13 protein-coding genes and 1 pseudogene are annotated in these 16627 nt (G+C 36.4%); 5 read left to right on the top strand and 9 right to left on the bottom strand.

Annotation, left to right across the window (positions count from 1 at the left end; all coding sequences use genetic code 11):
• Positions 1-225: 225 nt before the first annotated feature.
• Positions 226-1173, bottom strand: a complete 948-nt coding sequence (locus HNP81_RS04000) for an ABC transporter permease (protein ID WP_182501635.1) — start codon at positions 1171-1173, stop codon at positions 226-228.
• Entirely contained in the window at positions 1173-2090 is a 918-nt protein-coding gene (locus tag HNP81_RS04005) for an ABC transporter ATP-binding protein (RefSeq protein ID WP_182501636.1), read from the bottom strand. The genes HNP81_RS04000 and HNP81_RS04005 overlap by 1 nt, the downstream gene beginning before the upstream one ends.
• A gap of 209 nt (positions 2091-2299) precedes the next feature.
• On the opposite strand from HNP81_RS04005, the gene tagU reads away from it, so the two are divergent.
• Positions 2300-3235 (top strand): polyisoprenyl-teichoic acid--peptidoglycan teichoic acid transferase TagU, encoded by a 936-nt coding sequence (gene tagU, locus HNP81_RS04010; protein WP_182501637.1) that lies wholly within the window; start codon positions 2300-2302, stop codon positions 3233-3235.
• 526 nt (positions 3236-3761) lie between these two features.
• On the opposite strand, the gene HNP81_RS04015 is transcribed toward tagU, so the two are convergent.
• Positions 3762-4217 (bottom strand): hypothetical protein, encoded by a 456-nt coding sequence (locus HNP81_RS04015; RefSeq protein WP_182501638.1) that lies wholly within the window; start codon positions 4215-4217, stop codon positions 3762-3764.
• 183 nt (positions 4218-4400) lie between these two features.
• Between HNP81_RS04015 and HNP81_RS04020 the strand changes: the two genes are divergently transcribed.
• Together HNP81_RS04020 and HNP81_RS04025 are read left to right on the top strand one after the other, a co-directional pair.
• Positions 4401-5591 carry an MFS transporter gene (locus tag HNP81_RS04020; protein WP_182501639.1) on the top strand — a complete coding sequence of 397 codons (1191 nt, stop codon included), beginning with the start codon at positions 4401-4403 and terminating at the stop codon, positions 5589-5591.
• A 353-nt stretch (positions 5592-5944) separates the two neighbouring features.
• Positions 5945-6712, top strand: coding sequence for a GNAT family N-acetyltransferase (locus tag HNP81_RS04025; protein ID WP_182501640.1), 768 nt, complete (start codon positions 5945-5947; stop codon positions 6710-6712).
• A 460-nt stretch (positions 6713-7172) separates the two neighbouring features.
• Here HNP81_RS04025 and HNP81_RS04030 read toward each other — a convergent pair whose 3' ends face one another.
• The 3 genes from HNP81_RS04030 to HNP81_RS04040 all read right to left on the bottom strand — a co-directional run bounded on the left by HNP81_RS04030 (position 7173) and on the right by HNP81_RS04040 (position 9711).
• Complete coding sequence (locus HNP81_RS04030; protein ID WP_182501641.1) at positions 7173-7595, bottom strand: hypothetical protein; 423 nt, start codon at positions 7593-7595, stop codon at positions 7173-7175.
• Positions 7596-8129: 534 nt separating this feature from the next.
• Positions 8130-9188, bottom strand: coding sequence for a DUF4179 domain-containing protein (locus HNP81_RS04035; RefSeq protein WP_182501642.1), 1059 nt, complete (start codon positions 9186-9188; stop codon positions 8130-8132).
• Positions 9163-9711, bottom strand: coding sequence for a sigma-70 family RNA polymerase sigma factor (locus tag HNP81_RS04040; protein WP_182501643.1), 549 nt, complete (start codon positions 9709-9711; stop codon positions 9163-9165). Before HNP81_RS04040 ends, HNP81_RS04035 begins: the two co-directional genes overlap by 26 nt.
• A gap of 271 nt (positions 9712-9982) precedes the next feature.
• Here HNP81_RS04040 and HNP81_RS04045 point away from each other — a divergent pair, with 271 nt between their 5' ends.
• The gene (locus HNP81_RS04045; protein ID WP_182501644.1) at positions 9983-10633 is read left to right on the top strand and encodes a 2OG-Fe(II) oxygenase; all 651 of its coding nucleotides are present in this window, start codon (positions 9983-9985) and stop codon (positions 10631-10633) included.
• Positions 10634-11304: 671 nt separating this feature from the next.
• Here the strand turns inward: HNP81_RS04045 and HNP81_RS04050 are convergent.
• Together HNP81_RS04050 and HNP81_RS04055 are read right to left on the bottom strand one after the other, a co-directional pair.
• A complete protein-coding gene (locus HNP81_RS04050; protein ID WP_182501645.1) occupies positions 11305-11832 on the bottom strand; it encodes a hypothetical protein in 528 nt (175 codons plus the stop codon).
• A gap of 68 nt (positions 11833-11900) precedes the next feature.
• Positions 11901-12072: pseudogene (locus tag HNP81_RS04055) on the bottom strand (helix-turn-helix domain-containing protein); the annotation flags it as partial.
• Positions 12073-12588: 516 nt separating this feature from the next.
• Between HNP81_RS04055 and HNP81_RS04060 the strand changes: the two are divergent.
• Entirely contained in the window at positions 12589-15492 is a 2904-nt protein-coding gene (locus tag HNP81_RS04060) for a transporter substrate-binding protein (RefSeq protein ID WP_182501646.1), read from the top strand.
• Between the two features lie 368 nt (positions 15493-15860).
• Here the strand turns inward: HNP81_RS04060 and HNP81_RS04065 are convergent, their stop codons facing one another.
• Complete coding sequence (locus HNP81_RS04065; RefSeq protein WP_182501647.1) at positions 15861-16577, bottom strand: HoxN/HupN/NixA family nickel/cobalt transporter; 717 nt, start codon at positions 16575-16577, stop codon at positions 15861-15863.
• Positions 16578-16627 lie beyond the last annotated feature (50 nt).

Raw genomic sequence — 16627 nt, forward strand, 5'->3', positions numbered from 1 at the left:
GACTTATCGAGCCGGAAAGCAAATTTGCGTGCCGGATTGGTTTCATAACGTGCCAGCCTGAAGCTTTTGCGTGCCGGATTGGAGGTTTGCGTGCCGGAGCACAGCTAAACAGGACAAGAGATGAATCTTGAAACTAAGACGCCGACTCCATACACCAATCTTTTACCGCCAGAAAGATTTTCGTAGCAAAAACCCCCGAATTATACTCATTAGGGGGTACACAAATTAAGCTGCTACATCTCGTTTTACAAAAGCCCAGAATGCAACGACAAGGAAGATGATGTAATACACGAGCAATACAATGAGCGAAAACGATAAGGTCATGCCTTCAACCATCAGTGTCCCAGAGCCAAAGTACGGGAGCAAATTCGTGTTGGCGAACAGTAAATATTTTGCCCAATCAAAGAATCCCGCAATGATGGATGTTACGATACTACCCATTAATAAAAGGAAGATGGAAAGTCCGATAGCAAGAGAACTGTTACGGAAAGCTGCCGAAATCATGAACGCCATCGTCGTAAAAATTAGTAACCCAACCGAACTCAATGCGTATTGCGACAGTAAAAACGGAATTTGCGCACGTGCTACAATTTGACCATCTAAATAAGCTAAATGCGGCTGGTTCTGTTCAAATCCAAAGAATGCTGCACCTAAAATAAAGCTTAGAACAAATAAAATGGCTAGCATAAATAGAGCATATAAAAGGACCGTTATGTATTTGCTCAACAAAATCTTCGCTCTACTAATCGGGCGAATAAGCAATAGTTTGATTGTTCCCCAGCTGAATTCACTCGCCACAATTCCCGCCGCGATAATGATTGTAAACAAGGCGACAATATCGACTAATCCCATCATCCCATTCATAAACGTCCAAACATTATAAGACGTCACTTTTGGCATATCATGCGAAATGCGGTACTCATTCTCAGCGATTATTCTTTCAATCTCCTTTTTATAAGGACCTGGTGTTGATTTGAGCTCTTCCTTTAAGTCTTTATTTTCTTCTTCCAGCGCTGCCTGCCAATTTCCATTATCGTTAATCACATTGTCCTGGCTATTTACAAACGTGATTCCAATCGCCGCAACCACTACTATGATCGCAAGGATGCCAATCATGATGAAACTTGATTTTCGTTTAAAAATCTTGACCCATTCGTTTGCGAGCAATCCCATTAAGCAATCCCTCCTTTTTCACTTGTGATTTCAAGGAATTTCTCTTCAAGAGACTGATTGATTTGTTTTACTTCATAAATATCACAATTGTTTTCAACGAGTCGTTTTACTAGTTTAGGAACATCAATAGACGCGCCTTCCACATGGAGTAGTTGCTTCGTCACTTTCACTTCTACACCCTCAAAAGCATTTTGTAACAGATTGAACGCTTGATCAACCGGCTTTGCCGAAATAAGATAGGAAATATTTCCATCATTCACCATATCATTTACAAGTTGTACGTCGACCATACGGCCATTTTGAATAATGCCAATCCGATCACACATCATTTCCATTTCAGATAACAAGTGACTCGATACTACCACGGCCATGTCTTCCACACGAGCTAGTCGTTTCAAGTAATCACGAATTTCCCTGATACCAGCTGGATCAAGTCCATTCGTTGGTTCATCCAAAATCAATACTTTCGGTCGATGAAGCAAGGCTTGGGCGATACCCAGTCGCTGCCGCATCCCTAATGAGTACGTTTTCACTTTCTCTTTCATTCGATTTTGCAACCCAACAAGCTCAGCAACCTCATCAATCCGCTCCATTGTTACCCCTTTTGTCATCCTTGCATAATGCTTTAAATTATCATAACCAGACATAAATTTATACATTTCAGGATTCTCAACAATGGCACCCACTTTAGCGATCGCTTCTTCATAATTACTTTTTACACTATGTCCATCTATGAAAATATCACCAGACGTTATTTTCATTAACCCAACAAGCATCCGAATTGTCGTTGTTTTTCCAGCGCCATTTGGCCCAAGAAAACCGAATATCTCTCCTGCGTGCACATCAAAACTAAGATTATCAATAATCGTCTTACTGCCTATTTTCTTCGAGACGTTATTTAACGAGACTACTATCAAATTAAACCCTCTCCTTTTCTTCAGACATCTTCTAACAACTTATCATCCGAGGAAATACTTTTAAATTTTAACATTATTTTACTAATATGTCACTTCAAGTTCGTTTAACATTTACGATTCTACCACTTTGAAATACTATCAAAATCTAGTAAATTTCTATATAATTACTTTTAGGCCCCATTATAAAAAAAACAGGAAGGAAGTACTAGATGAAACGTCAAAAGAAAACGAAGAAGAAAAAGAGCTGGCTGAAGATTATCAGTATTACCCTTCTCATTTTTCTAGCAGCAGGGGGTGCTTATGCATACTCGGTATATCATTCCCTTACAAAAGCTGTTAATACGATGCATACGCCGATAGAAGATCGTCCTATTTCTGAAAAACGACAAAAAGAAATCGCCTATGCTCAAAAAGAACCATTTTCCGTCCTCATACTAGGTGTTGATGAACGTGATGGAGACAGTGGACGGTCTGATACGATGATCGTTTTAACCGTGAATCCAGATACAAATTCCGTGAAAATGTTAAGTATTCCACGGGATACTCGAACGGATATTATCGGCAAAAATAAAGTGGACAAGATTAACCATGCCTACGCATTTGGCGGCGTGAAAATGTCAATGGATACAGTCGAGAACTTCCTTGATATCCCATTAGATTATTACGTAAAAATCAATATGGAAGGTTTTCAGGATATCGTAGATTCAGTGGGCGGCGTTGAAGTAAACAATGACTTAGACTTTAGCTATGGAGGAGATCACTTCCCAATCGGCAAGATCAAACTAGATGGAGCAGAAGCTTTAAACTTCTCTCGAATGAGATATGAAGATCCACGCGGTGACTTCGGACGTCAATACAGACAACGTGAAATCATTCAAGGAGTCATTAATAAAGGGGCAAGCTTTGCTACTTTAACAAACTACTCAACTATTTTTGATGCATTGAGCAAAAACATCGAAACAAACCTAACATTCTCTCAAATGAATGACATCCAGAAACACTATCGCACTGCAGCGAAAAAGGTGGAACAAATGGAGATGAAGAGCACAGGTAAACGAATCGATGGAATCTATTATGGAATTGTAAGTAACGAAGAAAAACAAAGAATCCATGATGAACTAAAAGCACATTTAGAGTTAAAATAATGAATGTTGTCAGACCAAGCACTCTCAACACAGTTTTTAGATGTTGCTGGGTCTGACCCCCTTTTAAGATTGTTTGACAAAATACGAGTCGATGCAAAAAATTTGTAGGAATTTATCTTGTTTATGTGCGCGTAATTCGCGGTATACTTTTACTAAAGGAGAAAGTTTTTTTCTTTCTAAAAATAAAAATAGGAGTCGATCGTAATGAAAATAAAAGCTGGCAGTTGGACTATGCTTTCCTCACAAGACAAAATGTTCATCCTAAAAGCAATTAGCAATCGCACAAAGAAAGCGATGTAATCCTCTTACGGTCTTTAAAGGACATGGGGCGGGGCTTTGCGACTTATTAATAAGCCTTCTTCTTTTCAATAATACTTATTTTATTAAAGTACCTAAATCCGGCTTCGCACCGCCATCATTGTGATTAGGTAAGTATAGCGTACTAAATATTGATCCTTCATGATAAATGGTTTTAACGCCATGTAGATTTTGAATGAAAAAGGAGAAATTATGATATTTTATTTAGCTAAAATCGATAATCCCACAGTATAAGCCACTCTCCTTTTTCCTTCACGACATAACAGTTTTGCTGCATCGTAAAAATACCAAACTGAGAATGAAATGTTACGTCAACAGGTACCTCATAAGCCTCAGCAAACACTTCACCGTCTTTATTCATTCTCCAGCCTTTCTTTTTCTTCCCTTTACCAATTTCAAAAGAAAAAGTTTCAACGTTCATATGCTGCATAAAAACATGGGAACGAGTTTGAATATAAGTAGCTTTTGGAAACCGAATCTTCATATCAGGGTGAAACAATGTCCATGACTGATCAAAGCTCCCCTCTGCTTCATACGTATAAAAATCACGAACCACTTTTTCAGGACCACTAGGAATGTTAAGTATTACCAAAAGGACGATGCCAATAATAATAACTGTGATAACCAGTGGTAAAAACAGTTTTTTATTCCTTCTTTTTCTCATAACGCCCACCTACCATTTCCTAAAACAAGCTCTTCTTCATATGTATGTCAGGCCATGAAATAGTTATGTCATATTCGGTTGGGATTATAAATATACTTAGTACATCCCCCAACCTTAACATTCGCTTAATTATCCAAATTCTAGTAACATATCAATATGTAGAAAAAGAAGGAGGACTTATAGATGGACAAAGCTTTAGTAATACCATGTCCTCAAGGTAAGGATAAAATATGGACACGTGATTTCATTATACTTTGTATCGCTAACTTCTTTATTTTTCTCGGCTTTCAAATGACATTACCGACCATTCCGCTCTTTGTTGAATACTTAGGGGGAAATGATCAAATAATTGGCATTGTGGTTGGGATTTTTACCTTTTCCGCATTGATTGTCCGCCCATATGCAGGACAAATTCTTGAAACAAAAGGAAGAAAATTTGTTTTTTTATTCGGCCTTTCTATATTCGTTGTAACAGTTGGAGCATTTGGATACATGGCTAGCATCTTCATGCTATTCGCTTTAAGGGTTGCCCAAGGAATAGGTTGGGGGTTCTCTTCTACTGCTTCTGGAACGATTGCATCAGACATCATTCCTGCAAGCAGACGTGGTGAAGGCATGGGCTTTTACGGCTTGTCTGGAAATCTAGCTCTAGCAATTGGACCATCTCTCGGTCTAGTATTAGCAGGTAAACTATCATTTCAAACACTTTTCCTTTTATGTGGAGCATTAGGCCTAGGATCCGTTGCACTAGCTACTGCAATCCGTTACAAAAAAGGCGACAAACCCGCTGTCAAAACAACATCCCGTACTTTTGATATTTATGAAAAAACAGCCTTGCAGCCATCGACTTTATTATTTTTCATCACCGTCACATTCGGTGGGATTGCCACGTTTCTCCCACTCTATTCAATGAAACAAGGAGTCACAGGGATTCAATGGTATTTCCTTATCTATGCGATTGCCCTTTTATTCACACGTCTTTACGCAGGAAAACTATACGATACAAGAGGTCACAAATTCATTTATATTCCATCGGCTCTGTGTATTTTCATCGCTATGCTGCTGCTCGCATGGCTGCCAAATAACATCGTGCTCTACACAGCAGCCATATTCTACGGTCTCGGCTTTGGAACGGTCCAACCAGCACTCCAAGCATGGTCCATTGAAAAGGCGGCACAACATCGAAAAGGAATGGCCAACGCAACCTTCTTCTCCTTCTTCGATCTTGGCGTTGGAATTGGCGCCATCACATTCGGACAAATCGGCTACCTATTCGGCTATCGAAGCATCTATTTAACATCTGCTCTTTCTATTTTTATCTCGATGATTATATATTTATACTTTTTGAAGAAAAATGAACGATCGCTCGTGTAGGCAACAATGAATCTAGGAGAATGTGAAAAGACATTGCTAGAATATCTTGATGAAGGTATATCTTGTTTGCCTAGTTTGCAACCAAGAGTTGTACAGTGACAAAAAAGTTGTTTAATTTACAATAAAGTCGTTTAAAAAATAATAAAGTCGTTTAAAAAATAATAAAGTTGTTGAAAGAATGCGAGTCATTCTTTCAACAATCGGCCAGATTGTGGAGTAAATAAACAAGTGCGCTTTAAACTTTCTGAAAATTATGGGAGGAGATAAAAACGGTGAACAATGTTTTATGATAATTGAATTGCTCCTATAATAAAAAAGAGCGCGCGCTGTATTTAATTGGAAGGATCGAAGAAATGATTGCAAATCAACAATTAGTTATAAACAATCTTGCAGAAAAAATAAGAATATTTACTCATGCGGTTAATGGAAAGCTTATCAACGAAGAAGATTTCGTTTTGGCGAATACAGAAATACCCACTGATACATTCAATGTACTTTTGCCGAAATCTTCACATATAAAAAATGCATTTAATATTAGAAGTAGCATCGAAAATATGTCTCTTAAAGAATATCCCTTTAGTACGTGGATTGACTCCCGGTATTTGAACGCTGGCTGGCAAGACCTGATGCAAGAATACGACCTAAAAGAAGCAGAACGTAATGTAATGATGAAACTTGAAAATACTCTTAATGTCGGTCAAAGAAAGTCCCATCAGCTTATGATTACTCATGTGAGAAATTTTGAAGAACTTAAGGAATATAAAGAGGTTTTTATAAGCCTATTTGAAGGTACACCCGAAAAAGATGCGTTAGAAAATTATTTTAATAAGTTTTCTGAAGTAAATTTAGGTACTGAAATTCAAATGTTTATTGGACGCGTCGGTGAAATAACTGTATCTACTGGTTTACTAATAGATAGCAAAGAAAGTTATGGTATTTATGATGTTATGACAAAAGAAACATTTAGAAGTAAAGGATATGGCAGTGAAATGTTTCAATACCTTCTTACTCAAACAAAAGATAAACAAAAACCCGTTGTCTTACAAGCATCAAAGGATGGGGAAAATATCTATAGGCGCTTTGGGTTTATAGATGTCGGAGAAATGGTTGTATTTGAATAAGGAGATTTCTTATTAAGCTAAAAGGGAGCGTTAGTTTAACAAGAATTAAACAACTTTAATATCCTTTTAAGCACCATAATTCTTTTAGTTCAATTCCGTTTTAAACAACTTTTAAAAGCCTTATTACATTTAATTGTAGTAAGTCTCTTGTTTATTATGGAGAAATAAACAACTTTATTATTTCTCTACAAGAGTCTGTTACATAGCAATGGAAAGAGCCTGTTATGAAAAAATTTGATCATAACAGGCCATATTTAATGTAGGTTTGTAATAAAGATTTATTAAAATAGATTTAATTATTTAACTTAATCATATAATATTTATAATAAATCGTCGGGTAAATACCTAAAACATATGCACCCAGTTATCTCAATAAGTAAACGAATTAAATGTATAAAAAATAGGCCATAATGGCTAACAGGATTAATGACAGCCACGATTCTTCACTAAAACATTCAGATCAATTCTTTGATGGTTGAGTCACCCCGAATAAACCCACGATAAGAGTTAATCCAGCCACCATTGGAGTGATTCCAAAGAAACTTAGTTCAAATGTCCAAAAAACATTCGGCAAAAATGTTGCATTTGGAAAAAAGGTGGTTACGATTGGCGAATAAAACGAAATAATAAGACACGGGACTGATACACACAGAATTAATGGTTTATTCATTTTAAACAACCACTTTTGTATAAAAAGTAGAGAAATATAAGCACCTAATAAAAATGGTGCAATTGAATAAAACCAAAAAAGAGGCAATATATGATATGTTTCACTAGCCTTTTGTTGTAGAGATTGTTCAAAATGAAACCCCATAAATAATAATCCCAATAAACCTACAACCCAGAATAATTTCAAGACCCATATTGACCACTTTGGAAGCATCAGAACACCTCTTTTGAGCAAAAAATTTTTAGATACATCTTCTATGTATATGAGTCCATTTCTTTGAATGTGTCTATTATTCCTTTTAAATTTCAACTACCCTGCTCCCCGTTCGTTCTAAGAAAAACTCTCTTAAAAATATAAACCAGCTCAATCATTTAATGATCTAACCGTTACAGAACTGTATCCATCTCTTCTTTAATTTTTTTAGTTGTTTTCTATTTTTTTCAAATTACCCCGGTATTTAAGTATCCAAAAATCTATCTCCAACAATAATCGGGTAAACTTCTTATACTCAATGTGTGCTTCTTTGACATTGTCAGTGTGTGATACAATTTCTTATTGATAATATTAACCTTGCTCATTTAAATGAATGACGTTTGAAACCTCGGCTGCACATAAATTGGCTAAAAATCTTTTTAACAATAATATTTTAGCCAATTGAATAAGAAAAAGGTTGTCATGAACACCCCCATTACATTAGAAAGAAATGAATGGTACTGCTATTTGGATTCACACAATACGGCAGATTGATTAAGGAAGAGTCACTGTAAAACTTTTAAATTCGATATCAGCTCCTTTTAAAGGATTGAATTCAGTTATCGTATCATTGCCTTGTGCGTCAATTTTCACACTGCTTCCTCCTATCGGTTGAGTAAGATAAGGAGTAATTGTCAACTTTTTCACATTATCACCAATTGGATCAATTAGACGAGTACCAGTCAAATGTTCCTTTCCTGCCATGGTTTCGACTTTGCTTCCACCAGAATGAGATACAAGTTCATTGCCTTTCTCATCGATTACTTTGAAGTCAAGCACACCGGATAAATAGCCTGGTTTTTCTGACTGCGCACTCAAGGTAAATAGCAAACCGGCTGGACTTACTTGTAAATCTGTAACAGTGAGATCTATACCACCTGCTTTCTGAGTATGATGAATCGCAACTGACTGGACATTTGCTTGAGCACTAACCGGGGTTGAGAAATCCCACTGCTTGCCATCCTTTCCATTAAACTTTAGCCCTAGCGTAAAAGCTTCTGGCAATTCTTCAAATGCCTCAATATTAGCAATACCTGTTCGATGAGTCTTTGATATTTCGGTTTCTTTATAGTCGCCAGCGTGTGAAAAGCTTTTCCCATTCACCGTGAAAGATGGTCCTGAGGACAAATAGAATTCTCCCAACGGCTTCTCTGATTCAATTGAAAATCCAATCGTAAACCGTGTCTTATCATAGAAAACTTCATGAAGTGTAATGGAAGTGCCTTCTACTGTTTTCGTTATGCCTACTAGATCTGCTAAACCTTGCTTGCTTACTTGCTCCAAACCTCGATCTTCAGACTCACTAAATATCGTTCCGATAATTGGAATTTGTGAAACGATATTAGCCATAACGGGTGAGTTGGTTGCCGAACTAAGAAACAAACCGAACACAACAACTGCAGCGCCTACACTATATAATATTTTCTTTCTGATGGAACTATTTCTTTTTGGCAATCTCCCCTGAACTGTGTTCAAAATAATAGCATCCAACTTATCAACCGGCACGTGAATATGATCTATTTCTTCTTTAAATGAACGAATTTTGTCTGTCATCACAATAAGCCCCTTTCATTTTTTTCTTTAACATCACTAATCCACGGCGAATATTCGTCTTCACCGTACCTTCAGGGCAGTTGAGAAACGTAGCAATTTGGTTCACTGTATAATCTTCATAGAAACGCAGCAGCAGGACTGTTTTATACTTCTCCTCGATTTCATTCATTGCTTGAAGTAAATCAAGTTGGTCATCACGATGTAAGTGCTCCACCCCGCTCATATTTTCTAGCATTTCATGACTAATCGAAACGATCTTTTGTTTCTTTTTCAATGTTGCAATTGCTGTATTAATTAAAATCCGCGTAACCCAAGTAGAGAAATAATCGTTGTTTTTCAATGTTTCGATAGACGCAAAAGCTTTATAGATGCTTTCTTGAAACACTTCAAGCGCATCTTCTTCATTTCGCATATATACATAGGCCATTTTGTACAATTTTTCTTTTTCTTCATGAATTAATGTTTGAAATGCCTCGGCATCTCCTTGTTTGGCGCGGTTTACTACCTTAGATTTTGTCTTCACTTTAGGCAACCTCCTTTTCTCTTCTCCCCTATTAGAGAAAATGAAATAACAAAACGATTCAAATTTGATAAATTTTTTTAATTGGTAACCCAGACTGAAATGGAAGCCGATCGGATTGAGACACTATATTGAAGTTCCTGAAAAATAATATTTTCTTTAACCACTGAATCAGAAACAGTAATAAACATGCAGTTCATGATATAATAATCATAAACAATCGCATACAAAAATAAAATTCCGAAAATTAAATCTCTTTAGGGGTCGATAAAAGATGACAGTGGATAGTAAAAATTCAATGAATAAAGAACAAACTATTTTTAATCACATTGGCACTAAAATCAACACAGAAGATAGAGAAGTTAATATAGTTGCTAGATTAGAAGAACCACTTATCGTAGTTTTGGGAAATGTTTTGAGTGACGAAGAATGCGACGAGCTTATTAGATTGTCAAAAGACAAAATGCATCGCTCTAAAATCGGAGTTAGCCACGAAGTAAATGAGATAAGAACAAGTAATAGTATGTTTTTTCAAGAAAATGAAAATGACATCATTACCAAAATTGAAAAAAGAATATCATCTATTATGAATATACCCATTGAACATGGGGAAGGTATTCAAATTCTTCAATATACTCCTGGCCAAGAATATAAAGCTCATTTTGATTTTTTTACTTCTGCAAGTAACGCAACAATAAATAATAGAATTAGCACGATTGTCATGTACTTAAATGATGTGGAACATGGAGGAGAAACTTTTTTTCCTAAACTAAATTTTTCAGTATCCCCCCAAAAAGGAATGGCCGTGTATTTCGAATATTTCTATAACGATCAAAACCTAAATGAACTAACATTACATGGTGGAGCGCCAGTTATAACTGGAGAAAAATGGGTTGCAACACAATGGATGAGAAGACAAAAATAGTATATTCTAAGACGAACACAACTTCTAAAAAATCATTCGATCTTAACTTAATCGTGTCAACAAGACAATACTAGTATCACGTAAACCCTATTAGCACATAAATTGTCCCCTATGTAACGTATAAAAAAATGCTGTGCCGAAAATGATACAGGGGGCATATTCTTTTATTTCCAATAATAGTATAATCACTTGTCAAATCCCCATCTATTGGAATTTAATTACTTTCAATATTTTTTGAGCTTTTTTAACTTTCACGGGAGCAATATAAGAAAAAGTACTTTTATATATTCAATCGGGTTTCTTTCATTATCAAAAACTCTCTTATAAATGCACTTACACACATTGAACAGTCAATAACTGAGAGTAGCATACCCCATATTCGTGGTTATTTATTTTTAATTTCTTCTAATAGAGAAATAATCTTTTCGTTCTGTTCAATTATAGTTTAATTTTGTTGCCTAAATTTTGCAAAATCAAACAAATATACGATTAAAATCGCTGGAAAAAGGAGAACTAAAATAATTTCAAACATCACCCCACCTCCAAATCTCTAATCCATTCTAAATTCTACCATTCTCCATTCAACTAAAGCGCTTAATTAGCAACACTTTCATTCTACCAATCTATTTCCTCAATAAATTATAAAGAATATGTTTAATTTCATTTTTCAGTTAATGTGCTACTTTCTTTTTGGAATATCCCGTAATAACCAAACATGTAATAAACGCAACTATTGTAACGATGATAGTGAAAAATAATCCAATAGCTCTCATGAAAGTATCTTCTCCGGGATAAGATGGTTTTAGTGTCACGAACCAATAAACGAATACTAAAGTTAAGAAAATATAAAAACTGCTTCCGACAGCTCCCATCTTTAAACGGTTGCTTTTCGTACCTTGCCAAGCCTTATTTATTACGATCCATAAAAAGATACTTCCGATTACAGCAAAAACCATCACAAGTATATGAAGAAATGGAATAAAGAAAAACATCAACATATACAGCACAAGACAAGTTGAAGAAAATAGAACGGCATTCATGACGAATAAGAATATTCCAGATAACCAATGATTTTGAAACCACATAGTATTTTTTAGTTTATGTAGTAGTTTGTTATTTTCAAAACTGTCTATTATTGGATGTTTAAACAATATAACAAGTGACACTCCAAGAATCCCGATCAATAAGATCAATGACATACTATCCCACCTAAAAGTTCTTGTTTTTGGAGAAAAACTGAAGTCCGTTTGTTCTTGCGCTTCAATGAATTTCTGTATTCTAGAATATCACCAGGTTGACAGTCCAAAGCCTTACATATAGCTTCTAATGTTATAAAATCTAACTGCTATTTCCTTTCCATTTTTTAGAATAGAAAGCTTAGCCATCGTGGTAGTAATTCTCTCCGAAAGTTCTGATACGCTCATTTTCTTCGCTAACATCACATCAATATGATTGTCTCACACTGTCAAATCATTCTCTAAGTACACTTCTTTTAACAGTTGATGATCAGCAGAGAATATAATTATTATCAATATAATAATACCGCATTTATTGATTTACAATATTTATTTATTAAATAACACTGTATTTTTATTGAGCTAACTATCTCCAATAAAGTAGGGTACACAAAAATAGCTAGCCATTAAAGGGCAGCTGTTTTCGGTGAAGAGCAAACCTACTGTATGTTGCCTTCATGAGTGCCCGTTCATCACGAGACAAGATCATTGAATAGCATTTTGGAACAAATACTCATGGAAAGGATTCTCCGGTTTCATATTACTTGAAGGAAATTCATAAATCCTGTCGAATGTTGATTTAAGTACTGCCAATAAGTTAAGAGTAGAGTGCTACTGTATGTTCAATAATTTCATTTCACAATAAAATTGCACAATTATTACTCGTAGAATACAAATATAAATTATTTAAAAACGTCATTTTTTAGGAGGTTTGAAGGAATGGATAATCTTGAGTTAAAAGTTGGGATTCTATTTTCATTGACTGGTACGACAAGTATTACTGAACAAGGATTACACCAAGCTAGTTTATTAGCTATTCGCCATATTAATGAAAGTGGGGGAATTAACGGAAAAAAACTAGTTCCGATTGTCGAAGATGTTGCTTCAGATCCTTATTTAGCTGCCCGAAAAGCCGAAAAGCTCATCACTTCAGACAAAGTAGCAGCCATTGTTGGGCTCTATACTTCTGGCTGTAGAAAAATAGTGATCCCTGTTCTGGAAAAGCATAACGCCCTGCTATTTTATCCTACTTTTTACGAAGGTTCGGAACAACATCCGAATGTCATTTATTGTGGATCATTGCCCAATCAGCAATTGCTTGATTTTATCCCATGGCTCATCCAAAATGTTGGAAAATCATTTTACTTACTTGGCTCCGATTATATCTATCCTTTGGAAACGAACCGTCATATTCGCCAGTTGATTCAAACCAATGGTGGTACTATATATGGAGCAAAATATGTAGCGTTGGGGCATCAGAACTTTGCTAAGACAATTAATGAAATTCGCGGAATGAATCCAGATATCATCTTCTCTACTTTGGTAGGAGATAGTGCACTCAGCTTTTACCAACAACACGAGCAACACGGACTACATCAGCCGATTGCCAGTACCGTTTCGGCTGAAACGGAAATTGCAGCCCTTCATCCCTACAAGGCCATTGGCCATTATTCTTGTTTTCCCTACTTCAGTTCTATCGACAGCGACAGTAACAATAAGTTCATTACTGAATACCGACGAACATATGGCACCGATGTAATTAGTTCTATGATCGAAAGCGCTTATAATAGTGTCTTATTACTAGCAGAAGCCTTGAAAAGGACCGATACAATTTCAACCGACTCCATTCGCGGCGCTTTGTCCGGACTTTCACTTGAAACTCCGCAAGGAAAAGTCATGTACGATGTTGCGACTCAACATTTTTGGCTGAATTCTAGGATTGGAAAGGTTAATGAAACCGGTCAGTTCACTATTGTATGGGAGTCTGGTAAGCCCATCGAACCCATTCCGTTTCTGGAACATAATCTATCGGATTCAACTCTGGATTTCAATCCCATTGATGACACCTTCCATTTGAAGTCTAAAATCATGCAGCATGATTCTCTATTGACCATGTTGAAAAAATCTCTATCAGCCCTGCCTGTTCCATTTGGTTATTTTGATGAAGACGGTGTTATGCTAGAAATCTTCAACTCATCTTTGATTCATACTCAACTTCATGAATTGAAGCCTGGGGCCAACGGTTATCGTGGATCTTTAGGCAAAAGTGGTATTGGTCTTGCACTGCGGAAATACTCAACTTCTTATGAAGAGACTAGAGAACTAAGGACAGGAGACACCCAATATGGGACGACGACAGTAGGTTTCCCCATCATCGGAAACTCCGGTGTCCGGAAAGGTGTATTAGCTGTATGGATTACTGATACTGGCCCTGAATCTACCGAACTCCTGCTCAAAAGTATAGCGAGCATCGTCCATGTATGCGCCAATATGGCAGATATCGAAGAGGAACAACGTACTATATCTGATGTACTACATGGAGTATCCGCTCAACTTACGAAGAGTCTATTTGTCATAAAAGAAGGAAGAGTTCTGTTTCAAAACCAAACGGCCGATACACTATTCAAACGCAAACGAGATTTGGTCAACTCCGTCCTGCTAGAGATCTCTTCAGAACAAGAAGAAAGTATAGAAAACTTTGTTCGGACTTTAAGGCGGGAGGATTCAGACGAAAGCTATGAAGTTAAAGTGATCTATAAAAACTCTATGCACTTCATATATTTTAAATTGCTCCCCCGCCAGATGCACCGTTTTTCGTTAAAAGAGAGGCGGAACTTAACTACCAATGATTTAATTGGCTCGAACGAATTGTTTTTGCAAACAATAGGATATGCCCGTTCCGCTGCAAAAACTAAGGCTAATGTCCTTTTGCTAGGAGAAAGTGGAACCGGGAAAGAGATGTTCGCCCGGGCTATTCATAATGAAAGCAAACGAAAGGAAAAACCATTTATTGCGATAAACTGCGCTTCCATTTCAAAAGAACTAATCAATTCTGAACTGTTCGGATATGAGGATGGAGCGTTCACAGGTGCCAAAAAAGGAGGGAATGCAGGTAAATTCGAAATTGCAAACGGAGGAACACTTTTTCTCGATGAGATTGGGGATATGCCTATTGATCTTCAATCAACATTATTGAGGGTATTGCAAGAGAAGGAAGTTGTTCGAGTCGGTGGCTATAAACCCATCCCCGTAGATGTTCGAATTATTGCCGCAACGAACAAAAATCTATTTCAGGAAATTGCCTATAATGGCTCTTTTCGGAGCGACTTATATTATCGCTTGAATGTTTTTACAATCGAACTGATACCGCTACGCAAAAGAACCGAAGATATTATCAAATTGAGCAGCTATTATTTGGAAGAACTTAGTGCTGATTTGGGGCAGCCGAGGAAGGAACTTTCAACGGAAGCCGCCGAGCTAATAAGAAAATACAACTGGCCAGGAAATATTCGGGAGCTGAACAATGTTATAGAAAGAGCATTTTATTTGGCCGAGGATTCTCCGTTTATTATGGTAGATCACTTACCTCAATTTATTATTCATAATTCTAATGCCTTGGGAGTTAATACAAGGGATCTATTAATTGAGTCTCTTCCTGATGGGGCTAATATTGAAGCTTTCAAACAAAAAAGCGATGAGCACGAACGGCAAGTTTATATTCAAACTTTAATGAATCATAAGTGGAATATTTCAAAAACGGCAAAACAACTAGGAATTTCTCGCACAACCTTGTATCGTAAACTTAAAGAGCATAACATTCAAGCTAGAAAAGTTAAATTATAATCGCTAAGTATTTCCATTCTCAATACCACATTAGGCTCCAATTTTTAAAGTCAGCCGATTGGCTGACTTTAATTCGTTCACTTCATTCCGTTCGCTTATCTAGCCTACCGTTACGAAGAAGTCTTTTACAGAAGCCACTTCAACGGTCGTTCCTTAATTCATCGTGGTATCAAGACTTGTAATGAATGGCTATCACATCTTTTTAGCAAGGCTGACAGGTCGACCTGGCTCCAGGAAACGAGGTAGAGAGCTAAATTCTTCAATCGTTTCCTGGAGCTTGAGCTAAAATGAGTCAAAAATAAACAGAGTTAATTGACAAAGTCATATTAAAAACTAAGCCTAAAAAATCAGGAGTTAGTAAACTCGCATTACTGTATCCAAATTTTAAACAATCCTTCTGTTACACCTAAATTGTACATGTAATAAATTCCAAACACTGTACTAACCACTCCAGTAATTTGGGTAAATGTTTTATTCAGACTTAACTTTTTGGCACTGAAAACAAATGGAATTCCAATAATCGTAGTAAAGAAAAGCATACCAACGACTGTTCCAATACCAAATATAAGGATATAAATAGCTCCTTCCCAAACATCCTGTACTGTACTCATAGTTAATAGAACCATTGCACCACTTCCTGCAAGGCCATGAACTAAGCCAATCAACGAGGATTTTAAATAGGAAACTTTTTTCTGATGGTGTTTATGCTCATGTTGACCACTATGTTCATGAGAATGAACATGTTTATGTTCTTCTCTATTATGTTCATGCTCGTGTATATGGATATTTTTAAAAGAAAGGAAAGTTGTAACGCCAAGATAAACAAGCATAATACCTACTAAAAATTCTAATGACATAGCCCATTCTTCCGGTATTTCACCTTTCATAAAAATGAGAATAATTCCAACTATAAATAATGTTGCAGTGTGACCTATCCCCCAAAACACTCCTGCTAATGAGGAACGCAATAACTTCTTGCTTTGACTAGCTATTGTCGATACAGCGATTATGTGGTCTGGCTCAATTGCATGTTTGATTCCAAGTACAAATCCCAAAGCTAGAATGGATAGAAAACTTACCCCCATTAATATACCTCCCCGTATACCGTTACATAGATATGTAGAACTGTATCACC

The organism is Peribacillus huizhouensis (genome assembly GCF_014138605.1).
Taxonomy (GTDB): domain Bacteria; phylum Bacillota; class Bacilli; order Bacillales; family DSM-1321; genus Peribacillus; species Peribacillus huizhouensis.

Coding starts and splice junctions, on each gene's coding strand:
- HNP81_RS04060 (WP_182501646.1), top strand. CDS start 12,589: ATGGATAATCTTGAGTTAAAAGTTGGGATTCTATTTTCATTGACTGGT.
- HNP81_RS04020 (WP_182501639.1), top strand. CDS start 4,401: ATGGACAAAGCTTTAGTAATACCATGTCCTCAAGGTAAGGATAAAATA.
- HNP81_RS04065 (WP_182501647.1), bottom strand. CDS start 16,577: ATGGGGGTAAGTTTTCTATCCATTCTAGCTTTGGGATTTGTACTTGGA.
- HNP81_RS04050 (WP_182501645.1), bottom strand. CDS start 11,832: ATGTCATTGATCTTATTGATCGGGATTCTTGGAGTGTCACTTGTTATA.
- HNP81_RS04025 (WP_182501640.1), top strand. CDS start 5,945: ATGATTGCAAATCAACAATTAGTTATAAACAATCTTGCAGAAAAAATA.
- HNP81_RS04035 (WP_182501642.1), bottom strand. CDS start 9,188: ATGACAGACAAAATTCGTTCATTTAAAGAAGAAATAGATCATATTCAC.
- HNP81_RS04030 (WP_182501641.1), bottom strand. CDS start 7,595: ATGCTTCCAAAGTGGTCAATATGGGTCTTGAAATTATTCTGGGTTGTA.
- HNP81_RS04000 (WP_182501635.1), bottom strand. CDS start 1,173: ATGGGATTGCTCGCAAACGAATGGGTCAAGATTTTTAAACGAAAATCA.
- tagU (WP_182501637.1), top strand. CDS start 2,300: ATGAAACGTCAAAAGAAAACGAAGAAGAAAAAGAGCTGGCTGAAGATT.
- HNP81_RS04015 (WP_182501638.1), bottom strand. CDS start 4,217: ATGAGAAAAAGAAGGAATAAAAAACTGTTTTTACCACTGGTTATCACA.
- HNP81_RS04045 (WP_182501644.1), top strand. CDS start 9,983: ATGACAGTGGATAGTAAAAATTCAATGAATAAAGAACAAACTATTTTT.